Genomic DNA, 20,482 nt, shown 5'->3' with positions numbered 1-20,482 from the left:
TGATCATGAGTACTGCACTACGGGCGACGATGGTGCGCGTTTGGCTTGGATGTGCGGCAGTGACGCCGCTGCTATTGGTCGCACCTGCCGCCCAAGCACAGGTCACTGATTTCCGTCAGGCCGTCGCCCAAGCGGCTGCGGCTGACGACGATATCGCGGCATTTTACCGTGAACGCAATTACGAGGGGATCTGGAGCGCGAGCGCAGATCGCCGCCGCCGCAACGCGTTGATGGCGGCCTTTGCGTCTGCTGGTGATCATGGGTTGTCGATGTCGCGTTATGATCCAGCGCCTTTGATGGCGCGGATGCAGGCGGCGACAACAGCCACTGATCAGGCCGCAATAGAGGTCGAATTGACCCGGTTGTTCATGCAGTATGCCCGTGATGTGCAAACAGGCATGTTGGTGCCGTCGCGCGTTGACAGTAATATTCACCGGCAGGTGCCGTACCGCTCGCGGCTTTCGACCGTGCGTGCCTTTGTGCAGTCAAACCCAGAATCTTTCCTACGTGCGCTTCCGCCAAGCTCGCCAGAATATACGCGGCTGATGCGCGAAAAGCTGACGATGGAACGGCTGCTCGCAGATGGGGGCTGGGGCCCAACGGTGCCGGGTGGCAAGCTTGAAGCAGGCGATAGCGGCAACCGCGTTGTTGCGCTGCGCAACCGCTTGATCGCGATGGGGTTCCTTGAGCGGACAAATACACAGACCTATGATTCGGCAATTGTGAATGCGGTGCAGCGTTTTCAGCAGGCGCACGGGTTGGCGATTGACGGCACCGCCGGGCAGGGCACTTTGCGCGAAATCAATGTCGCCCCCGAAAGTCGCCTGCAATCAATTATCGTCGCGATGGAGCGTGAACGCTGGAACAACCGTCCACGTGGCACGCGGCATATCTGGGTGAACCTTACTGATTTTACGGCAAAGATCGTCGATAATGATGTGGTCACTTTTGAAACGCGCTCTGTGATTGGGGCCAACCGCCATGACCGCGTCAGCCCGGAATTTTCAGACGTAATGGAATTTATGGTCATTAACCCAAGTTGGTATGTCCCGCGTTCAATCATCACGAAAGAATACCTGCCGCAGCTTCAGGCAAACCCAAATTCGGTGAGCCAACTGATCATCACTGACGCGAGTGGTCGTGCGGTCAACCGGTCTAATGTCGATTTTACGCAATATTCGGCGAATAACTTTCCGTTTTCGATGCGCCAACCGCCAAGCCGCGGTAATGCGTTGGGCTTGGTCAAGTTTATGTTCCCGAACCGCCACAATATCTATCTGCACGATACACCTGCCAAGAGCCTCTTTGGCCGCGAAACCCGTGCGTTTAGCCATGGCTGTATCCGGCTCGCGGATCCGTTTGATTTTGCTTACGCATTGCTTGCGCGTCAGATCGGGAACCCAGAAGAGTTCTTTCAAAGCCAACTTGCAACAGGGCGTGAACAGCGTGTTGACTTGGATGATCCGGTACCAGTCCACTTGATATACCGCACTGCTTTCACTCAAGCGGATGGGCGGATGCAATTCCGCCGCGACGTTTATGGGCGTGATGCGCGGATTTGGAATGCGCTTGCACGCGAAGGGGTGGCGATCCGCGCCGTTCGCGGGTAAATCTAACCTCGGGATATTTCCGAGGGTTCGCATGGCACATTCAATCAAAGATATCGCAACGGCGCTTGGGGCTCAGTCCTTTGGCGCCGTTGACCTTTTGGTGGACAGCGCGGCAGAGCCGGGTACCGCAGGGCCGCGTGATTTGGCACTTGCAATGACGCCCGCCTATGGCGATGCTTTGACCGACGGACAAGCGCGTGTCGCCGTTGTTTGGCCAGGTGCGGATTGGCAGGCGCTGGGGCTCGATGCAGCGATTTATGCACCGCGCGCACGGTTGGCGATGGCGGGGCTGACGCAGATGCTGGACGCTGCGTTGCCCGGCGCAGGCATTAGCCCCCACGCGGTGATCGACCCGACCGCACAGATCGGGACCGATGTGGTGATCGGTGCTTTTACAGTTGTCGGTGCAGGCGCTGTGATCGGTGACGGGTGCTGGATTGCAGATCACGTGAGCATCGCAACGGGCGTTCAAATTGGCAACCAATGTCAAATTCACGCAGGCGTACGCTTGCAACGCGGTGTCACGCTTGGCGCGCGGGTGATCCTGCAGCCCAATGTGGTGATTGGCGGCGACGGGTTTTCATTTGTGAGCCTTGAGCCATCGAATGTGGAACGTGCACGCGAAACCTTGGGTGTTGATCCCATGACCGCGCCAGAAGACCCGACCTGGCACCGTATTCATTCGCTTGGCGGTGTTGAAATCGGCGATGATGTCGAGGTCGGGGCAGGCTCGACCGTTGATGCGGGCACAATCCGCTCCACGCGCGTGGGCAAAGGCACCAAAATCGATAATCTGGTGCAGGTCGGCCATAACGTGATTGTCGGAGAACATTGTCTTTTATGCGCGCAAGCGGGCGTTGCGGGCTCCACACAACTGGGTGACCGGGTTGTTGTGGGGGGCAAGGCCGGGGTCGCCGATAATCTGACGATTGGGGCTGATGTGGTCATGGGCGGCGGATCTGTAGTCTTGTCAAATGTGCCTGCCGGGCGCGTGATGATGGGCTACCCGGCCACCAAGATGACAACACATCTAGAAAGCTACAAAGCCCTGCGTCGGCTGCCACGATTGTTGAACAAGCTTGCGAAGCGTTAAGAAACTGTTTCATTCTTAGGCAAAACGACCTAAGTCCCGATGAAACAATAATAGGTCTCAAGAGATGAGCATCAAAGAACAGGTAATTGCGATAATTGCAGATCAGGCAATGGTCGATCCAACAGATGTGAAATTGGATCATACGCTGGCGGATTTGGGGATTGATAGCCTTGGGCTGGTAGAAAGCATTTTCGCGATCGAAGAATCCTTTGACATCACTGTCCCGTTTAATGCGAATGACCCCTCCGAGAGCGATTTCGACATTTCCTCCGTTGCTGCGATCATCACTGCTGTTGAGAAACTGAAACAAGAGCAAAGTAAATAATGCGCCGCGTCGTGATCACGGGCGCGGGGACGGTCAACCCGCTGGGTGATGATGTTGCCACAACGTTTGCGGCCCTACGCGAAGGGCGTTGCGGCATCGGCCCGCTTGAAATTCGCGATGTTGATCGGCTGTCGATCCAGATTGGCGGACAGATCAAGGGCTATGCCGAAGCGGACCATTTCAACCGCCAACAATTGGCCCTGTATGATCGCTTTACGCAATTTGCACTGCTCTCTGCGCGTCAGGCGATTGCGCAATCGGGGCTGACATTTTCGGGTGAATTGGCGGATCAATCCGGTGTCGTCTTAGGCACTTCTGGTGGCGGGCTGACCACCCAAGATGAAAACTACCGCGCGGTCTATGAAGAAGGCAAAAACCGGGTGCATCCGTTCATTGTCCCACGGTTGATGAACAACGCAGCCGCAAGTCATGTGTCGATTGAATGGAATTTGCGCGGGCCGACATTTACGGTGGCCACTGCCTGCGCGTCATCCAATCACGCGATGGGGCAGGCGTTTAATATGGTGCGTTCGGGCATGTCAAAGGTGATGATCACCGGCGGGTCCGAGGCGATGCTATGTTTTGGCGGCATCAAAGCCTGGGAAGGGCTGCGCGTGATGTCCAAAGACGCATGCCGCCCGTTTTCGGCCACCCGTAACGGTATGGTCCAAGGCGAAGGTGCGGCGGTCTATGTGTTTGAAGACTATGAACACGCCAAAGCGCGCGGTGCCGAAATCTTGTGCGAGGTTGCGGGATTTGCGATGTCGTCGGATGCCTCTGATATTGTCACCCCTTCGAAACAAGGGGCCGCGCGTGCAATCGCCGGGGCGGTCCGTGATGCGAAGATCCCTGTGGACAGCGTTGGTTATATTAATGCGCATGGCACGGGCACGGCGGCGAACGACAAAACAGAATGCGCGGCCGTCGCTGATGTCTTTGGGCACCATGCAGATCGGTTGATGATCTCTTCGACGAAATCCATGCATGGGCATTTGATCGGCGGGACCGGCGCAGTCGAACTGCTGGCCTGCGTAATGGCGCTGCGTGATGGGGTGATCGCGCCTACAATCGGTTATCAAGAGGCCGACCCGGAATGTGCATTGGATGTGGTGCCAAATGAGGCGCGCGGCGCAGATGTGGATGTGGTCTTGTCGAATGCGTTTGCCTTTGGCGGGCTAAATGCCGTGATTGCGCTGCGCAAATACAGCTAGTTTTTGCGCCCGATCACATGACCGGGCGCACAGGGATCATTCGCCGGGGGTTACCGTGCCTTCGTACCCTGCGGTGAAGCCGTTCAGCGACAGATCAAGGGTGATTTCTTGGCCGGGATTGGCCGCATGTACCAAACGGACGGTCGCAGCTGCGCCGCGCTTGAACTGCTCGACCTCTGGCGCGGTAAAGCCAAGCCGGGCAACACAGCCGCCGGCGTTACAGAACCGGAATGGGTAGCTACGTGCGTTTTGGCCATCAACCGCAATGGTCAGCTGTTGGGTCAACAACGTCTCAAGCGGGACAACAACAGTCGCGCCTGCAGCGGCGTTGGCCCCTTCGGGCAGGCGAAAGAAGTTGAACTCTGCAATCGCATTCCCGTGATCATCGCTAAGCAGTTGATAGAGATTGCAGGGGTCAGATTCACCTTCGGGGGCACGGACACAGCGCATTGCCCAATCGCCAAACTCTTCAAGAATATAAGGTTGCCCAACAACAGGGCCAGCGGGTTGACCAAGGTCAAGATCAGTTACCGCGTCTGCGCTTTCTGCTGCGGGGGGCTCTTCGGCGTCTTGGGCAAGAACTGCGCTGCCTTGCATCAACATGGCGGCGATAAAAATGGATGTGACTGCACGGCGCATATGCCTGCTCCTTTTTCGAATTTTTTCATTGCTTATCATGGGCTGCACAGGCTGTCAGCGGGGAATGCGTCGCGTCGGCAGAGATATGATCACATTTGCGCGGGACATTAAAAAAGGGCCCCCGAAGGAACCCTTTTCTTTCTCCCTGTCGAACTTGGCCGACTATTTGTCACGAAAGTTACGCAAAGCTTGGAAAGCCGTCAACAGGAAATCATGTAAAAATATTTGGCACAAAAAAATGCCGTACCCGGGGGCACGGCAAGTCAAACAGGGAGGAAAGTTAGTCAGTGACGTAGGTGCCACCGAACATGCTTTAAGCTGGCATCAAATGGTTAAGAATGTATTTTGAGAGCGATAGGAAACGAAGGGCACGCATATGAGAGATCACATTTTTATTGGTGGTGGGGCACAAGATTACGGCGTCGCACAAGAAATGCGGCTCGATATGGCCAATCGGCACGGGTTGATCGCAGGGGCCACGGGCACCGGCAAAACGGTCACGTTGCAAATCATGGCTGAAGCCTTCTCAGCCGCAGGTGTGCCGGTTTTTCTATCTGATGTAAAAGGTGATCTCTCCGGGCTTGCAGCGACGGGCCGCGCCGATTTTAAATTGCATGATGCGTTTATGGCGCGCGCGCAGACGATCGGGCTTGATCTGACCTACGACAGTTTTCCGGTCACGTTTTGGGATCTGTTCGGCCAAAAGGGCCACCCGGTGCGGGCCACAGTCGCCGAAATGGGGCCGCTATTGCTCGCACGGCTGCTGGATTTGACCGATGTGCAAGAAGGCGTGCTGAATGTCGCGTTTCGGGTTGCCGATGAAGATGGGCTTGCGCTGCTTGATCTCAAAGACCTGCAAGCCCTGCTTGTCTGGGTTGGCCAAAACGCCAAGGACCTTTCGTTGCGCTATGGGAATGTCGGGGCCTCATCTGTTGGCGCAATTCAACGCGCACTTTTGGTGCTCGAAAACCAAGGGGGGGCCGCGCTGTTTGGTGAACCGGCCCTTGATCTGGCCGATATGATGCGGACGCGCGATGGGCGGGGCGAGATTAATATCTTGGCGGCGGACCAGCTAATGGGCAGCCCGCGGCTTTATGCGACGTTCCTTTTGTGGCTTTTGTCGGAACTGTTTGAAGAACTGCCAGAAGTGGGGAACCCTGACAAACCCAAGCTTGTGTTCTTTTTCGACGAGGCGCATTTGCTGTTTGATGATGCACCCAAAGCGCTTGTTGATAAGGTCGAACAGGTGGCGCGGTTGATCCGTTCAAAGGGTGTTGGCGTCTACTTCGTGACGCAAAACCCCGGCGATATTCCCGATGATGTGCTGGGCCAGCTTGGCAACCGGGTGCAACACGCGCTACGCGCCTTTACAGCCAAAGACCGTAAAGAGCTGAAAACCGCCGCCGAAACCTATCGTGACAACCCGGCGTTTGATACCGCCCAAGCGATCCAAGAGGTCGGTACGGGCGAGGCGGTGACATCGTTCCTTGACCGTAAAGGCAGCCCGCAAATTGTCGAAAGGACATTGATCCGGCCGCCGTCTTCACAGCTTGGCCCGCTAGATGACGCGGCACGCAAGGCGATTATGGATGCCTCTGATATGGCAACGAAATATGCGACACCCGTAGACCGCGAGAGTGCCTATGAAATGCTGTCAAAGAAGGCGGAAACCGCAGCCAAAGGCGCGGCAGAGGCCGAAGAGACCAGCAAAGATGATGGGTTAAACCACGCGCGGCGCTACGACGGTGGCGCGCGGACGGGGCGTAGCCAGCGGCTTTCAAGCAAAACCACTGGCGGCGATATCAAAGACGCTTTTGCAAGTGCCGTGGTGAAAGAGTTGAAAGGCACAACCGGACGCCGGATCGTGCGTGGCATTTTTGGCGGCTTGTTCAAGGGGCGCTAAGCGAAGGTGGATCAAGATCCACCCTACATTTAGACATTTTCGTAGGGTGGATCTCGATCCACCGTCTTGTCAAAGCTGACGAATTTTGAGTGTTGCGATCCGGTTTTCCGATTTCTGCAGCACTTCAAAGCGGAATCCGTGAAATGAAAACACCTGGCCCTCAACCGGGATCATTTGCGCCTCATGGATCACCAAGCCAGCGACGGTATTGGCCTCATCGTCGGGCAGGTTCCAATCATGCGCACGGTTCAAATCGCGGATGGTCATGCCACCATCAACCATATAGGCGCCGTCGGCCATGGCTTCGATTTGATCCTCTTCGTGGTCGTCAAATTCATCAGCAATTTCACCGACGATTTCTTCCAGAATATCCTCAAGCGTAATCAGCCCTTGCAGCCCGCCGTATTCATCAACGACCAGCGCAAAATGCGTTTGCCGCTTAAGAAAGTTGCGCATCTGGTCATCAAGCGTTGTGGTTTCGGGCACAAAATAAGGGGGCATCGCGACCTTCATCACGTCAAACGCCGCCAAGCCTTTGGCATCTGATCCGGCCAGCAATTTATGCATGGCACGTAGCAAGTCTTTGGCGTGGATCACGCCGATGATGTTTTCTTGGTCGCCGCGAAAAAGCGGCAGCCGTGTATGTGGGCTATCAAGAATTTGCGCCAGCATATCTTGTGGCGATTGGTCCGCATCGACCATCTGAATGGACGAACGGTGCAGCATGATTTCTTCGACGGCACGTTCATTGAGGTCAAGTGCGCCCAAAATCCGGTCGCGATCTTCTTTTTCGACGATCCCTTCGGAATGGCCGATTTGCAAGGCACCCGCGATTTCTTCGCGCACCGCCAAAATATTGCTATCGGGGTCAGTCCTGACACCAAAGAGATACAACACACCGCGCACCAAATAGCGCACGGCGGACACCATCGGTGAAAACACAAGCACGATTAACGCGATCGGGCGCGCAACCTTGGCTGCGAATGCTTCGGGGTGGGTGATGGCAAAGGTTTTCGGCAGCACCTCGGCAAAGATCAGCACCAAAAGCGTCATCACCAAAGTGGCAACGGCGACCCCGTTTTGTCCAAACACTTTGGTCAAAAGCGCGGTAGCCAATGATGTCGCAAGAATGTTCACGACGTTATTGCCCAACAAAACAGAGCCGATCAGCCGTTCGCTGTCTTCGGTCACATCCAGCGCGGCTTGCGCGCCTTTCGATCCTTTGTCAGCGGCGGTGCGTAACTTCCCGCGCGAAGCGGCGGTCAACGCCGTTTCCGAGCCAGAGAAAAAGCCGGACAAGATCAAAAGGATCAAAATTGCGCCCGCCGTGATCCAAAATGCAGCGTCAGAAGTCAGGGTGTCCATTACTCTCTTTCGGTTTATTTATTTTTGGCAAGCGGATGATGTTCTAGCACCAGCTCTTTTAGCCGCTCGTCCAGCACATGTGTATAGATTTCTGTTGTGGCAACATCTGCGTGGCCCAACATTGTTTGAATTGACCGCAAATCTGCACCACCTGCCAATAGATGTGTGGCAAAGGCGTGTCGCAGCGTATGCGGGGTCACCTTGGCGGGGCTTACGCCGCCTGCAACGGCAAACTCTTTGATCAGCCCAAAGAACCGGTGTCGCGTCAAATGCCCTAATTTGCCGCGCGATGGAAATAGGAACGCGGATGCGGGCACGCCGGATTTTCGTACGGCATCTTCATTCGCGTCACGTTCTTCAAGATAGGCAGCCAGCGCTTCGCGGGCAGGGGGTGACAGCGGTACGAGACGTTCTTTACCGCCTTTCCCGCGCACAAGCAGCATGCGCGGATCGCCGCGTGCGGCAGAAACGGGCAGGCTAAGGAGTTCAGTCACGCGCATGCCTGTCGCATAAAGCAATTCCATCAGGCAGGCATTGCGGCGTCTGTCGCGCTTGGTATTGCGCGCAGCCTCCAGCAGACGATCGACTTCGGTAATATCTAGGGTTTTGGGCAGCCGTTTGGCGCGCCCCGGCCCTTTGATTTGAATGGCGGGGTTATCCGCACGCCAGCCTTCTTCAAAGGCAAATCGGTAGAGCTGTTTAATCGCGGAAAGCCTGCGCGCGCGCGTGGCCTTTGACAGCCCTTCGTTTTCGCAATCAATCAGATAGCTTTCTACGTGGTCGCGGTTTGTGGTGGCAAAATGCAAGCCACGGTCGGAAAGCCACTCTGCAAATTTTGTCAGATCGCGCGCATAGGCCAATTGCGTGTTTGTCGCAGCGTCAAGTTCGGCGGCTTGGGCTTCAAGAAACACTTGAATCCAGCGTGCCATAGGGGGGGATTGTGCGGTCACGTCGCCCGTTCCAATAGCATCAGTTGCAAGGCCGCGCGCCGCGATACATCTTCTAACCCGACAGAGCGCATCAGTGCGAGCGCATCAGTGACCAATCGGTAATCGCCAACAAACCCTTCGTTGAACAGGGCGGTTGCACGCAATAATGCCTCGCCCAGTTTGCCGTCTTGGACCAATGCTTGTAGCACTGCTGGCGGCTGCGCGCCGTTAAACGCAGCTTGGATGGCCAATGCTTTGGGCGATGTTGCGGGCACCTCTTGTGGCAGACCGCGTGCAAGCGCGATCAAAAACGGATCATAGGGTGTGTCCAGCGCGTTCAGCGCAAATGTTTCGTAATCCGGTGAGAGCAGGCCGATCGTGATTTTTAGGTTTTGCGCATCTCCCGTCAGAGGGGTTTCAAGCAGTGTTGGTCCGTAAAGCTTTGCAAATTGCACTTCGGTGCGCGCTTGTTGCATGGCGTCCCAAGCTGCGGGCAGGGTCGCCGCAATCGCTTCAGTATCTTTTGCAGAAATCGCTTGGTCAAACCGTTGTACAGCCCGCGCGCGATCCCAAACGCCACCCGATGCGGCGGGGGTGTGAGCGGTATAAAAATCTTGCAAGATATTTTCAGACACCGCGCCATACCGGGCCAGCCGTTCGGCCGCTTCAAGCTGTGATTTCCAGCCGACAGTTGGTCGCAGGTCAGCGTGAGAAAAAGCGAGTGGCAAATTAGCGGTGATCAGCCCTTCGCCAATGGCTTCATGCATCCGAAACATTAGCGGGCTGATCCGGTCAGGCGCCGCGAGCGGTGGCGCGCCCTCAAAAATCTCAGGGTCCAAGAAACGGGTCATCAACAGCTCTTCTGCTTCAGTCACATCGCCCAAAACGCGGTGCGTGTTTAAGGTCAACGCTGCTGTGGCCCAGTCGCCATTACGTGCGAGACAGAAAATACGCGCCGCATAGGTTGGCGCAATGGATGGTTTTTGCCCCATCACTTCGCAGGCGGGGTTTTCGGTCCCTGTCAGCAATGCGACGTCAAACCAGCGCCGAAATAGCGCGGCGGTATCGGGATCGGCTTGCTCGATCAGCGCTTGTGCGGGTTCAATCGCGCCAAGATCCAAAAGCTTATCAACCCGTGCCAAGAATAATGTGCCGCTGGGGCTGGCGTTGCGTGGCGGGTCGGTTTCGGCAAGGATCATGACCTTAAGAAAGTCTTGGATTGCAGGCAGGGTTTCGACCCGCTCGGCCTGCAATAACGTCACTAACATTTCTTCATCGCTGCCTGCCCAAAGCGTGCGGGGCAGGCCGGTCACCGATTGCGGGAGCAGGCCAAACAAGTCCTTTGATGGGCGGTCTAGCGGTGTAACTGTGATTTGCGGTGCGATTGCGCTATCGCTGACAGGGGGTTCAAAGACGCGCACATTGGGTTCGACGCTGCGCGAGAGCCAATCAATCGCAGAAAGCGGTTCTTGCTGTTGTGCGGTAAGCGGCGTGGCAAACAGACTGCACGCCAGCGCAAATGCGCTAATCTGTGTCAAGCGTAACAGGGTGTGTTACCTCGCTTATCGGGGCTGCAAAATCGTTCGGAAAGAAAATCGGCCCGACGTAGGCAAATGCAACCAAACCGATGCCCGCGAGGGCAACCAAAAATAAAAGTACCTTGATGAGCCGCAACATTATCTGCCCCGTTCCTACTGATTTGCCTCAATATGTGGTCTTAATGCCAACATTTGAAGTCATTATAACTGGCCTTTTGCGCAATATCACGGCATTCATTCATTAAATTTACGTGAGGCGGCAAAATGCCAAAGGCCGGGGGGCAAAAGTAATGACGCAGGGGCAGGGGTTTCACTTGCACCGCACCGTTGTGTTGGTGGGGATGATGGGCTGTGGGAAGTCTGCGATTGGGCGCAATCTGGCAGAGCAATTGGACGTGCCCTTTGTCGATAGTGACGCCGCAATTGAAGCGGCCGCTGCCCTTTCAATCGCAGAGATTTTTGCCCGCGATGGCGAGGCCTTTTTTCGTGAACGCGAAGCCGAAGTGCTGCGACGTATCCTATCTGGCCCTCCGGGGATCGTATCTACGGGCGGCGGGGCGTTTATGGCCGCGCGCAATCGCGTATCAATCGCCGAAATGGGCGTGGCGCTTTGGCTTGATGCGGATATCGAAACGCTTTGGGAACGGGTGCGCCTCAAAGACACCCGTCCTTTGCTACGCACCGCTGATCCAAAGGCGACCTTGACCGAAATTTTTCACACGCGCCGTCCCATCTATGCGCAAGCCGGTTTGCAGCTTGCAATTGGTGCGGATGCAACCATCGACGATACCACGCAAGCCGCGATTGACGCGCTTGCTGCCGACCCAACTATACTGGAGAGAAACTAGATGACTGCCACGGTGCATGTTGACCTGCCCGGTCGCGAATATGACATACATATCGGCCCCGGATTGTTGGATCAGGCAGGGCCCTATGTCGCGGCGTTCGGTGGGCGCAAACATATCTGTATCATCACCGATGAAACGGTCGCCGTGTTGCATTTGGCGCAGTTGCAGGCGGGGCTGACCGCCGCTGGGCTGACGTCAGAGGCGCTGGCACTGCCTGCGGGCGAGGCCACGAAATGTTGGGCGCAACTCGAAAAAAGCGTCGAATGGTTGCTTTCTCAAAAGGTTGAACGCGGCGACGTCGTGATCGCATTTGGCGGTGGTGTGATCGGTGATTTGGCCGGGTTTGCAGCAGCGATCATGCGCCGGGGCGTGCGGTTTGTGCAAATTCCGACAACCTTGCTTGCACAGGTCGACAGCTCCGTTGGGGGCAAGACTGGGATTAATTCGCCCATGGGAAAAAACCTGATTGGGGCGTTTCATCAGCCAAGTCTGGTGCTCGCAGATACGGCCCTTTTGGGGACATTAACCGCGCGCGATTTTCTCGCGGGATATGGCGAGGTCGTCAAATACGGCATGCTGGGCGATGCCGCATTTTTTGACTGGCTTGAAACCCAAGGGCCCGCGCTTGCGGCTGGTGACATGGACGCTCGTATTCGCGCCGTCACCCGATCATGTGAAATGAAGGCCGACATCGTGCGCCGTGATGAAAAGGAAAATGGCGACCGTGCGTTATTGAACCTTGGGCATACGTTTGGGCACGCGCTTGAGGCCGCGACTGGCTATTCTGACCGTCTGTTGCATGGCGAAGGCGTGGCAATCGGCTGCGCACTCGCGTTTGAACTTTCCGCGCGTTTGGGTCTGTGCAGCCAAGAAGACCCCAGCCGCGTACGTGCGCATCTGCGTGACATGGGGATGAAGGTCGATATGGCCGATATTGCAGGCGATTTGCCAGATGCCGCAGGGCTATTGGCGCTGATGGGGCAAGACAAGAAAGTGCTTGATGGCAAGCTGCGCTTTGTCTTGGCGCGCGGCATTGGCGATGCGTTTATGACGTCAGATGTGCCGTCAGATGTCGTGCTGTCAGTGCTCGACGATGCATTAGCACTCAAAAAGTCCCGAGGCTAATCGGGACTTTTTATCAGTTAACTGTGGAAATAAAGGCTTTAGAACGGAATTTCATCGTCCATATCGCTGCCGCCGCCAGCAGGGGCACCGCCACCGGAACTGCCGCCGCCGTAACCGCCAGAGCTGCCACCACCGTAGCCGCCGCCAGATTGACCACCGCCATAGTTGCCGCCTCCGCCACCTTGGCCGCCGCCTTCGCCGCGCCCATCAAGCATGGTCAATGTGCCGTCAAACCCTTGCAGAACAACTTCGGTTGAATAGCGGTCAGCGCCAGATTGATCCTGCCATTTGCGGGTCTGCAATTTGCCTTCGACATAAACTTTTGAACCTTTGCGCAGATATTGCTCTGCGATGCGCACCAGACCTTCTTGAAAGATCGCAACGGAATGCCATTCTGTCCGCTCACGGCGTTCGCCGGTGTTTTTGTCTTTCCAGGTGTCAGAGGTCGCAATGCGCAGGTTGCACACTTTGCCGCCGTTCTGAAAATTGCGGACCTCTGGGTCAGCACCCAGATTACCGATAAGGATGACTTTGTTCACTGATCCGGCCATTGCAGTATCTCCCACGATTCTTATTTGCGCTTTTGTGACAGACTGGGGATGCGCTAACAAGGTTAAGGAATTGTTGCGGCCAGATGGCTTGGCTAAATGCACAAGAATCCCTACATAGGCACCTAAGCAACGAATGCAGGATAGTTTCATGCGGTTTCAAACAGGGGTGATCGGGGCGATTTTATGCGCGAGCGTTGCGCCGCTTTGGGCGCAAGAACAAGTGTCGACCCGGACGCGGACCCAGCTTTTGCAAAACCAGATTTCGATTTTGGACGACCGGGCCGCAACGCAATATGCGGGGTCTGAACGGCTTTTGCCGCCGCGCGCGGATTTGGCGGCGTTTGTCTCCCCTTATCAAGGCAGCTATTCTGGCCCCTATTTGCCCATTGCGCGGGCTGCGGCCCAAAACAACAACATCCCGGTTGATCTGTTTTTGCGGCTTGTGCAGCAAGAAAGCGGCTGGAATGCGCAGGCGGTATCGTCCAAAGGTGCGCTCGGGCTGGCACAACTGATGCCGCAAACGGCGGCCGTCTTGGGGGTTGACCCGACGGACCCAACGCAAAACCTGCAAGGTGGTGCGCGGTATTTGCGCCAACAATACAATACTTTCGGCAACTGGCGGCTGGCGCTTGCAGCATATAACGCAGGGCCGGGGGCGGTCGAGCGCTACGGCGATGTTCCGCCCTATGCGGAAACCCAAAACTACGTGCAGGTTATTTTAGGGCAGTAAGCCCGGCATTGCGAAAATGGGTTGGGGTTTCGCCAGTCCGGTCTTTGAAGGTGCGGGTGAAATAGGCCGCTGATTGGAACCCAAGGTTTTGCGCGATATCCTGCACAGATTGCCGGGTTTCACGCAAAAGCGTGCAGGCCTCAAAGTGAATCCGCTCATTCAGCAGCTTCAATGCCGACCTATTACAGGTTTGCTGACAACAGCGTGTCAAATGTGTTGGCGTCACACCAAGCGTATCCGCATAATCTGTGACCGTCCGATCCAATTGAAAGCCTTGTGCGATCAAGGTGGTATAACGGGCGACAAGTTTGGCCGCAGCCGAATTGCGGCGCGGATCGATGGCGGATTCATCGCGTTCGCGCAGTTGTCGTTCAATGAAAATCGTCAGCAAGACATGATGACAGGACACGGCACGTGGATCACCCGTGGGCTGCAGTTCTTGTTCGATGGCTTCGAACAGCCCCAACAGTTCCTTTTGCGGGCCAACATCCAAGAGCCGCAGGTGAAACGGCGCCGTCGGCATGCCGGCGGTGTCGGGCAGGGTCATGATTTGTGCAAAAACGGTTGGGCCAACCTCCATCCCATACATTGTATGTGGGGGGATATAGATCAGATTATTGGGGCCATAGCCATTTGTCAGACCCGCGACGGTGATCCGCCCTTGACCTTTAGTGATATGGATCAGGCGTGGTGTGGCGTGGCTGCGCATGGCTTCGGTGCGCCAACGGCTTTGAGGGCCGGCGTGTTTTATCGGTGCAAGCGTTACCGCTGCTTTTATTTCGGTCATGAGCGTCATTACATCGTCCCAATGCTGACTGTTTTTATAAGTTTGACCGAAAAGTGTTTCAAATCAACGTGTCAGTCACTTTGGTAGATTGAGTGTTGCGGATATGTCGAGCTGATCAACCTTGAGTTGATGCCAGTTTCTGTGCCGCGAACGAAACCATGTGCGTTGGCGTTTTGCGTATTGTCTGGAACCAATAATCACCGCGTCGCGGGTTTGTTCAGTGTTTAAAGTGCCGTTTAGATGGGCAATTAATTCAGGCGCGCCGATAGCCTTTGAGGACGCATGCGTGGGGTCCCAAGTCGGAAGCATCGCGCGGGCCTCATCCAGCACACCTTGATCAAGCATTTGGTCAAAGCGGCGCGTAATCCGTTCATTAAGCCAGGTCGGGTCGGCATTCAGGTTCAGGCAAACGGCACAATTTTCAGGTAATAACGGCGGCGGCGTTTCGTCTTGCCAATCTGCCAGAGGACGCCCCGTAGCTTTAAGGACCTCCCAAGCACGCTGCACTCGCATCCGGTTTTGTATATCAATGCGGGCCGATGTTCTTGGATCAAGTTCAAGTAATAAATCATTTATTGATAAGGCATTGCCCTGCCTTCTTAATGAATCTGGTGTGGCGGGGATTTCTGCCAATCCCTGCGTAAGTGCCGCGAAATTCAAGCCGGTGCCGCCGATGATGATTGGCCGCGCATCGCCTTGTAGATATGGGGCCACATCCCGCAGCCAGTGTCCAACTGAATAGTCGGCGTCATAGGGGACGTGCCCATAAAGCACGTGATCCGCCAGCCCCAGATCAGCATCATCAGGGCGCGCAGTAATAATGCGCCAGCCGTCAAAGACTTGTAGCGCGTCTGCATTCACGATCACGCCACCTTGGGTGCGCGCGATATGCAGCGCGAGCGCGGATTTTCCGGACGCCGTCGGCCCCGCGATCAACACAGGTTTATGAGGGGAGATCGTGATCATCGCTCTATTTGCGCAGCTTTGCGTTTTGTCGGCAAGGTGCCATTGAATTCAGCGCCGTTTTGCGACATTTTGCGCCTCACAACAATAGACAGCTTGGGGGCTATCATGGGCAACACTGAGAACACGACTTATAAGCGGGTCATGTTAAAGATCTCGGGAGAGGCGCTGATGGGCGATACGACCTTTGGCCTGCACCCGCCGACGGTGCAGCGGGTCGCAAAAGAAGTGAAATCTGTGCACGACATGGGTGTCGAAATTTGCATGGTCATCGGGGGCGGCAATATTTTTCGTGGGTTGCAAGGCTCTGCCCAAGGGATGGAGCGCACAACGGCTGACTATATGGGGATGCTTGCGACCGTGATGAACGCGCTGGCGATGCAGTCTGCGCTTGAAGAATTAGGCATCCATACCCGTGTCATTTCCGCCATCACCATGAATGAAGTCGCAGAACCTTACATCCGCCGCCGCGCCGTACGACACCTTGAAAAGAAACGGGTTTGCATCTTTGCTGCGGGCACCGGAAACCCATATTTTACAACCGATACCGCCGCGACCCTGCGCGCAAATGAGATGAATTGTGAGGCGATCTTTAAAGGCACCAAGGTCGACGGTGTCTACGATAAAGATCCGGCAAAACATGCAGATGCAGTGCGCTATTCAGAAGTGACCTACGACGAAGTGCTGCAAAAGCATCTCGGGGTGATGGACGCCAGCGCCATCGCGCTCGCGCGCGACAATAACCTGCCGATCATCGTGTTTTCACTTGATGAACCAGGCGGTTTCCAGGGTATTTTGGCTGGCGAAGGCACCCATACAATTGTGCATGAATAGGTAAAGCCGATGGATGATCCGGATGTATTCGATCTCCTCTGCAAAATCCTCGCTGATGAATTTGGCGCGGATTCCTCACGGCTTACGCCGAAGACAGAGCTGATTTCGCTCCAGCTTGATCAGGAAGAATATCACCGTCTTTATGAGCAGATGGCCGAGGCCACCGGAGTGGATCTCAATGCCGTTGTGCATTCGATGCCGCTTTATTCGATCGACGAAAGTGAAACGGTTATGGGAAGCTTGCGCAACCTTGCACCGTTTAACTCCGATGCTAAGCAGTACCTTGAAAGCTGCGATGTGCGCACAGACAAAGAGACATTGGGTAGCATTGCAGATAGCTTTGCGCGGGGTGAATATGTCGCGTCGGGGCTGTACTTTGATCCCATTTTCCCTGCGCGGAGCAAGAGATATGTCATATCTTGGACGCTGGGGATTGTGGTGGTTTTGTTGATTATTGGTCCGCTTTGGTGGGCGGTGCGCCCATGCGGCCCGTTTAAGCCGGGATGCAGTGCGGGCCCTTTATGGGTCTATTTGAAGGCGCTCATCTATACCGTTCCTGCGACTGTGCTACTATTGGGGCTCGCCTTTGCGCCAGGAATGATTGCGCTACGGGCGCGCCGTAAGCGCCGGGCCAGACGTGCAACGGGGTGAGCTGTGCAAAAAATGCATAAGCCGTGCGCATATGCCGAGCTATACAATCTCGGGCGTTTCACTTAAAACAATCAAAAGCCGGGCGATGCCCGCCAAGGAAGAGCAGCAAAAAATGTCAGACGATTTTGAACTTGATACCGATGATCTGGGCCGCCGTATGGATGGCGCGATTGCCAACCTGCGCACAGAATTTGCGTCACTGCGCACAGGCCGTGCCTCTGGTTCGATGCTAGAGCCGGTGATGGTTGACGCTTACGGGTCCATGACGCCAATCAACCAAGTGGGCACGGTGAACGTACCTGAACCACGGATGGTGACGATCAACGTTTGGGATAAGGGTCTTGTGGGAAAAGTCGAAAAAGCGATCCGCGAAAGCGGTCTTGGGATTAACCCACAATTGAACGGCACGATCATCATGCTGCCGATCCCCGAATTGAACGAAGAACGCCGCCGCGAGCTGACCAAGGTTGCCGGAAGCTACGCCGAAAACGCGCGGGTTTCGATCCGCAACCTGCGCCGAGATGGTATGGATCAGATCAAAAAGGCCAAGAACGACGGGCTGTCCGAGGATGACCAGAAATTTTGGGAAGCCGAAGTTCAAGATATGACCGACGCGCATATCAAAAAGGTCGATGAAACGCTTGAAAGCAAGCAAGAAGAGATCATGCAGGTCTAATCGCCACGTCAGGAGGCCTGTGATGCCCGAGGATCAAAACGACTCCAAGACAGGGCCCGACCATGTGGCAATTATCATGGATGGCAACGGCCGTTGGGCGCAACAGCGCGGACGACCGCGCTTGTTTGGGCATCATGCGGGTGCACGCCGTGTGCGTGAAATCGTGGCAGCTTGCCCCGATCAGGGTGTGAAATATCTGACGATCTTTGCCTTTTCTACGGAAAATTGGAAACGCACCCAGAACGAAGTATCGGGCCTCATGACCCTGTTCCGCAAGTATATTGAGAACGAGGCGAAGGCGCTGTTGAAAAACGGCGTACGGGTGCGGTTTATCGGCGACCGGATCAGGCTTGATGATAAACTTGTCAGTCTGATGGATGAGTTGGAATTGCTGACAGCGGATAATGATTTGGTCCACCTTACTGTTGCGATTAACTATGGTGGCCGCGATGAAGTTACGCGCGCCGCGCAGCGATTGGCACTTGAGGTGGAACAAGGACGGCTGTCGTACAAAGACGTCGATGCTGAAACTTTGTCTGGCTTTTTGGATACGCACGTTCTGCCCGACCCCGATCTGGTGATCCGCACCAGCGGCGAAGCACGGATTTCGAATTTTTTGCTCTGGCAGTCGGCCTATGCGGAATATGAATTCATTGATACTTTGTGGCCCGATTTCACGGCCAAAGAATTTGCCAATGTGCTGGCCAATTATGGCAATCGCGAACGGCGCTTTGGCGGGGTAAACGCTTAGATGGCAAGCAATTGGGATGACCTGAAACCGCGTGTGCTGTCGGCCATTGCTATGACGATTGTCGGCGCTGCGAGCGTGGTCATGGGCGGCATCTGGTTTCAGATGTTGGTCATATTTGTCACCGCAGTGATGGTTTGGGAACTCTGGACGATGATCCATGATGAACCGACCAAAGGCATGTTGCTTGCCGCGCTGAGCGCCGCCGTGCTGTCAGGGGCAGTCACGGATAACTCCATGATTGGGTTGTTGCTGTTGGCCGTCGTGCCGTTGATTGGCGCAACCCAGCTACCCAAAGAGCGCGGGACATTCTTTATCTATGCGTATGCGATTCTTGGCGCGGGCTGGGGGCTTGTGCAATTCCGTATGGGCAACGGGGTGTCGTGGGTTGTGTGGATGCTATTGGTCGTCGTTGTGACTGATATCAGTGGCTACTTCGCTGGGCGTATGCTGGGCGGCCCCAAGTTTTGGCCAAAAATCAGTCCCAAAAAGACTTGGAGCGGGACAATCGCGGGATGGGTCGGCGCAGGGTTTGTCGGTTTTGTATTTAGCATGTTCACCGATGCAGGGCTGTCGATTATTGCAATCTCTGTGGCGGTCAGCTTTGCCGGACAGATGGGCGATATCGCGCAAAGTGCTGTGAAACGGCGCATGGGCGTGAAAGACAGTTCAGACCTGATCCCAGGCCACGGCGGTTTGTTTGACCGTTTTGACGCGGTGCTGGGGGCGACGCTGTTTTTGCTGCTCTTTACATTTGTGAGCTATGCCGTAGGAGGAGCCTCTTGAGGCAAATCACGCTGTTCGGCGCAACGGGATCAATCGGACAAAGTACCATTGATCTGATCAAGCGCGACATGGATGCGTATGACGTCGTTGCGCTGACAGGCGGGCGCAACGTCACGCAATTGGCCGCCGATGCGATTGCGCTGAATGCCGATGTTGCGGTCACCTGCTATGAAGATTGCTATACAGAACTGAAGGATTTATTGGCAGGCACTGGGATCGCTGTTGCCGCAGGCGACGCTGCAATCGCAGAGGCCGCTGCGCGCCCGGTTGATTGGGCGCTTTCTGCTATCGTGGGGGCCGCCGGGTTGGTGCCGGGGCTGACCGCATTGGCCCATGGCACGACGCTTGCGCTGGCTAATAAGGAATCTCTGGTCACCGCAGGGCCGCTTTTGTTGGGTCGCGCAAAGGCACATGGGGCAACCGTTCTGCCTGTCGATAGTGAACATTCCGCCGTTTTTCAGGCTCTGGTAGGCGAACATATGGCGTCGGTTGAACGCATTATCATCACCGCCAGCGGCGGCGCATTTCGCGACTGGCCGATGGAAAAGCTCGCAGGCGCGACATTGGCAGAGGCTTCAAACCATCCCAATTGGGATATGGGGCAACGGATCACCATTGATAGCGCGTCGATGTTCAATAAAGCGATGGAGCTTATTGAAACTAAAGAGTTCTTTGGCGTCCCTCATGAGATGATCGAGGTGCTAGTTCACCGCGAAAGCATGGTACACGCGCTTGTTGGTTTTAACGATGGGGCGTTGATGGCCCATGTCGGCCCGCCGGATATGCGGCATGCCATCGGCTATGCGCTGCACTGGCCAGAACGGCGCAAACTGCCTGTGGAGCGGCTTGATCTCGCCCAAATTGGCCAGCTTTCGTTCGCGGCGCCAGATATGCAACGCTACCCGGCGCTCGAAATTGCGCATCAGGTGATGGAAACTGGCGGACTGACGGGGGCGGTGTTCAACGCGGCCAAAGAACGTGCATTGGATGGGTTTATCACCGGTCAGATCGGATTTTTAGATATGGCAAAGGTCGTTGACATAACCTTGAGCAAAATGTCATCCGACCAATCTGTCACGGCGGGTGCCATTACGCTTGATAATGTTTTAGAGACAGACCGACTGGCCCGTATCCACGCGGGCGAAGCCATTACAACGCTAGGATAGACTC

General features: G+C 55.6%; 21 protein-coding genes. 14 read left to right on the top strand and 7 right to left on the bottom strand.

Annotation, left to right across the window (positions count from 1 at the left end):
* Window positions 1-5: 5 nt before the first annotated feature.
* The 4 genes from Yoon_RS00815 (at window position 6) to Yoon_RS00800 (ending at window position 4,239) form a co-directional block, all read left to right on the top strand.
* Window positions 6-1,610: a murein L,D-transpeptidase gene (locus tag Yoon_RS00815; protein ID WP_370642065.1), complete on the top strand. Its 1,605-nt coding sequence runs from the start codon at window positions 6-8 to the stop codon at window positions 1,608-1,610.
* Between the two features lie 31 nt (window positions 1,611-1,641).
* Complete coding sequence (locus tag Yoon_RS00810; protein ID WP_238109293.1) at window positions 1,642-2,703, top strand: UDP-3-O-(3-hydroxymyristoyl)glucosamine N-acyltransferase; 1,062 nt, start codon at window positions 1,642-1,644, stop codon at window positions 2,701-2,703.
* A gap of 64 nt (window positions 2,704-2,767) precedes the next feature.
* Window positions 2,768-3,028 carry an acyl carrier protein gene (locus Yoon_RS00805; protein ID WP_238109292.1) on the top strand — a complete coding sequence of 87 codons (261 nt, stop codon included), beginning with the start codon at window positions 2,768-2,770 and terminating at the stop codon, window positions 3,026-3,028.
* Window positions 3,028-4,239, top strand: coding sequence for a beta-ketoacyl synthase (locus Yoon_RS00800; RefSeq protein ID WP_238109291.1), 1,212 nt, complete (start codon window positions 3,028-3,030; stop codon window positions 4,237-4,239). Before Yoon_RS00805 ends, Yoon_RS00800 begins: the two co-directional genes overlap by 1 nt.
* 36 nt (window positions 4,240-4,275) lie before the next feature.
* Here Yoon_RS00800 and Yoon_RS00795 read toward each other — a convergent pair whose 3' ends face one another.
* A complete protein-coding gene (locus Yoon_RS00795; RefSeq protein WP_238109289.1) occupies window positions 4,276-4,878 on the bottom strand; it encodes an invasion associated locus B family protein in 603 nt (200 codons plus the stop codon).
* A gap of 376 nt (window positions 4,879-5,254) precedes the next feature.
* On the opposite strand from Yoon_RS00795, the gene Yoon_RS00790 reads away from it, so the two are divergent.
* Window positions 5,255-6,781: a helicase HerA-like domain-containing protein gene (locus tag Yoon_RS00790; RefSeq protein ID WP_238109288.1), complete on the top strand. Its 1,527-nt coding sequence runs from the start codon at window positions 5,255-5,257 to the stop codon at window positions 6,779-6,781.
* 69 nt (window positions 6,782-6,850) lie between these two features.
* On the opposite strand, the gene Yoon_RS00785 is transcribed toward Yoon_RS00790, so the two are convergent.
* Genes Yoon_RS00785 through Yoon_RS00775 form a run of 3 tightly spaced genes read right to left on the bottom strand, consistent with a single transcriptional unit; the run spans window position 6,851 to window position 10,613 of the window.
* Window positions 6,851-8,146: an HlyC/CorC family transporter gene (locus Yoon_RS00785; RefSeq protein WP_238109286.1), complete on the bottom strand. Its 1,296-nt coding sequence runs from the start codon at window positions 8,144-8,146 to the stop codon at window positions 6,851-6,853.
* A gap of 14 nt (window positions 8,147-8,160) precedes the next feature.
* Window positions 8,161-9,075: a site-specific tyrosine recombinase XerD gene (locus Yoon_RS00780; protein WP_238109965.1), complete on the bottom strand. Its 915-nt coding sequence runs from the start codon at window positions 9,073-9,075 to the stop codon at window positions 8,161-8,163.
* 17 nt (window positions 9,076-9,092) lie between these two features.
* Window positions 9,093-10,613 carry a hypothetical protein gene (locus tag Yoon_RS00775; protein ID WP_255698612.1) on the bottom strand — a complete coding sequence of 507 codons (1,521 nt, stop codon included), beginning with the start codon at window positions 10,611-10,613 and terminating at the stop codon, window positions 9,093-9,095.
* A gap of 290 nt (window positions 10,614-10,903) precedes the next feature.
* Here Yoon_RS00775 and Yoon_RS00770 point away from each other — a divergent pair, with 290 nt between their 5' ends.
* Both Yoon_RS00770 and aroB read left to right on the top strand, forming a co-directional pair.
* The gene (locus Yoon_RS00770) at window positions 10,904-11,461 is read left to right on the top strand and encodes a shikimate kinase (protein ID WP_238109284.1); all 558 of its coding nucleotides are present in this window, start codon (window positions 10,904-10,906) and stop codon (window positions 11,459-11,461) included.
* Window positions 11,462-12,586 (top strand): 3-dehydroquinate synthase, encoded by a 1,125-nt coding sequence (gene aroB, locus Yoon_RS00765; RefSeq protein WP_238109283.1) that lies wholly within the window; start codon window positions 11,462-11,464, stop codon window positions 12,584-12,586. It begins immediately after the preceding gene.
* Between the two features lie 38 nt (window positions 12,587-12,624).
* On the opposite strand, the gene Yoon_RS00760 is transcribed toward aroB, so the two are convergent.
* Window positions 12,625-13,137, bottom strand: a complete 513-nt coding sequence (locus Yoon_RS00760) for a single-stranded DNA-binding protein (RefSeq protein ID WP_238109963.1) — start codon at window positions 13,135-13,137, stop codon at window positions 12,625-12,627.
* A gap of 148 nt (window positions 13,138-13,285) precedes the next feature.
* On the opposite strand from Yoon_RS00760, the gene Yoon_RS00755 reads away from it, so the two are divergent.
* Window positions 13,286-13,867 carry a lytic transglycosylase domain-containing protein gene (locus Yoon_RS00755; RefSeq protein WP_238109282.1) on the top strand — a complete coding sequence of 194 codons (582 nt, stop codon included), beginning with the start codon at window positions 13,286-13,288 and terminating at the stop codon, window positions 13,865-13,867.
* Here the strand turns inward: Yoon_RS00755 and Yoon_RS00750 are convergent.
* Both Yoon_RS00750 and miaA read right to left on the bottom strand, forming a co-directional pair.
* Window positions 13,851-14,663, bottom strand: a complete 813-nt coding sequence (locus Yoon_RS00750; RefSeq protein ID WP_238109281.1) for an AraC family transcriptional regulator — start codon at window positions 14,661-14,663, stop codon at window positions 13,851-13,853. The two genes, Yoon_RS00755 and Yoon_RS00750, sit on opposite strands and share 17 nt — an antisense overlap.
* Before the next feature lie 66 nt (window positions 14,664-14,729).
* Window positions 14,730-15,620 (bottom strand): tRNA (adenosine(37)-N6)-dimethylallyltransferase MiaA, encoded by an 891-nt coding sequence (miaA, locus tag Yoon_RS00745; RefSeq protein WP_238109280.1) that lies wholly within the window; start codon window positions 15,618-15,620, stop codon window positions 14,730-14,732.
* Between the two features lie 105 nt (window positions 15,621-15,725).
* Between miaA and pyrH the strand changes: the two genes are divergently transcribed.
* From pyrH to dxr, 6 genes are all read left to right on the top strand, one after another.
* Window positions 15,726-16,451 (top strand): UMP kinase, encoded by a 726-nt coding sequence (gene pyrH / locus Yoon_RS00740; RefSeq protein ID WP_238109279.1) that lies wholly within the window; start codon window positions 15,726-15,728, stop codon window positions 16,449-16,451.
* 9 nt (window positions 16,452-16,460) lie between these two features.
* Window positions 16,461-17,102: a hypothetical protein gene (locus tag Yoon_RS00735; RefSeq protein WP_238109278.1), complete on the top strand. Its 642-nt coding sequence runs from the start codon at window positions 16,461-16,463 to the stop codon at window positions 17,100-17,102.
* A 112-nt stretch (window positions 17,103-17,214) separates the two neighbouring features.
* Window positions 17,215-17,778 carry a ribosome recycling factor gene (frr, locus tag Yoon_RS00730; protein ID WP_238109277.1) on the top strand — a complete coding sequence of 188 codons (564 nt, stop codon included), beginning with the start codon at window positions 17,215-17,217 and terminating at the stop codon, window positions 17,776-17,778.
* Between the two features lie 22 nt (window positions 17,779-17,800).
* On the top strand, window positions 17,801-18,529 hold the full coding sequence (gene uppS, locus Yoon_RS00725; protein WP_238109276.1) for a polyprenyl diphosphate synthase: 729 nt from the start codon (window positions 17,801-17,803) through the stop codon (window positions 18,527-18,529).
* Window positions 18,530-19,312 (top strand): phosphatidate cytidylyltransferase, encoded by a 783-nt coding sequence (locus Yoon_RS00720; protein WP_238109275.1) that lies wholly within the window; start codon window positions 18,530-18,532, stop codon window positions 19,310-19,312.
* Window positions 19,309-20,478, top strand: a complete 1,170-nt coding sequence (gene dxr, locus Yoon_RS00715) for a 1-deoxy-D-xylulose-5-phosphate reductoisomerase (protein WP_238109274.1) — start codon at window positions 19,309-19,311, stop codon at window positions 20,476-20,478. Before Yoon_RS00720 ends, dxr begins: the two co-directional genes overlap by 4 nt.
* The last annotated feature ends 4 nt before the right edge of the window (window positions 20,479-20,482 follow it).

The sequence above is a fragment of the Yoonia sp. I 8.24 genome (genome assembly GCF_022096995.1).
Lineage (GTDB): Bacteria > Pseudomonadota > Alphaproteobacteria > Rhodobacterales > Rhodobacteraceae > Yoonia.
This window is presented reverse-complemented; position numbering and strand designations above follow the sequence as displayed.

Coding starts and splice junctions, on each gene's coding strand:
- Yoon_RS00815 (WP_370642065.1), top strand. CDS start 6: ATGAGTACTGCACTACGGGCGACGATGGTGCGCGTTTGGCTTGGATGT.
- Yoon_RS00810 (WP_238109293.1), top strand. CDS start 1,642: ATGGCACATTCAATCAAAGATATCGCAACGGCGCTTGGGGCTCAGTCC.
- Yoon_RS00805 (WP_238109292.1), top strand. CDS start 2,768: ATGAGCATCAAAGAACAGGTAATTGCGATAATTGCAGATCAGGCAATG.
- Yoon_RS00800 (WP_238109291.1), top strand. CDS start 3,028: ATGCGCCGCGTCGTGATCACGGGCGCGGGGACGGTCAACCCGCTGGGT.
- Yoon_RS00795 (WP_238109289.1), bottom strand. CDS start 4,878: ATGCGCCGTGCAGTCACATCCATTTTTATCGCCGCCATGTTGATGCAA.
- Yoon_RS00790 (WP_238109288.1), top strand. CDS start 5,255: ATGAGAGATCACATTTTTATTGGTGGTGGGGCACAAGATTACGGCGTC.
- Yoon_RS00785 (WP_238109286.1), bottom strand. CDS start 8,146: ATGGACACCCTGACTTCTGACGCTGCATTTTGGATCACGGCGGGCGCA.
- Yoon_RS00780 (WP_238109965.1), bottom strand. CDS start 9,075: ATGGCACGCTGGATTCAAGTGTTTCTTGAAGCCCAAGCCGCCGAACTT.
- Yoon_RS00770 (WP_238109284.1), top strand. CDS start 10,904: ATGACGCAGGGGCAGGGGTTTCACTTGCACCGCACCGTTGTGTTGGTG.
- aroB (WP_238109283.1), top strand. CDS start 11,462: ATGACTGCCACGGTGCATGTTGACCTGCCCGGTCGCGAATATGACATA.
- Yoon_RS00760 (WP_238109963.1), bottom strand. CDS start 13,137: ATGGCCGGATCAGTGAACAAAGTCATCCTTATCGGTAATCTGGGTGCT.
- Yoon_RS00755 (WP_238109282.1), top strand. CDS start 13,286: ATGCGGTTTCAAACAGGGGTGATCGGGGCGATTTTATGCGCGAGCGTT.
- Yoon_RS00750 (WP_238109281.1), bottom strand. CDS start 14,663: ATGACGCTCATGACCGAAATAAAAGCAGCGGTAACGCTTGCACCGATA.
- miaA (WP_238109280.1), bottom strand. CDS start 15,620: ATGATCACGATCTCCCCTCATAAACCTGTGTTGATCGCGGGGCCGACG.
- pyrH (WP_238109279.1), top strand. CDS start 15,726: ATGGGCAACACTGAGAACACGACTTATAAGCGGGTCATGTTAAAGATC.
- Yoon_RS00735 (WP_238109278.1), top strand. CDS start 16,461: ATGGATGATCCGGATGTATTCGATCTCCTCTGCAAAATCCTCGCTGAT.
- frr (WP_238109277.1), top strand. CDS start 17,215: ATGTCAGACGATTTTGAACTTGATACCGATGATCTGGGCCGCCGTATG.
- uppS (WP_238109276.1), top strand. CDS start 17,801: ATGCCCGAGGATCAAAACGACTCCAAGACAGGGCCCGACCATGTGGCA.
- Yoon_RS00720 (WP_238109275.1), top strand. CDS start 18,530: ATGGCAAGCAATTGGGATGACCTGAAACCGCGTGTGCTGTCGGCCATT.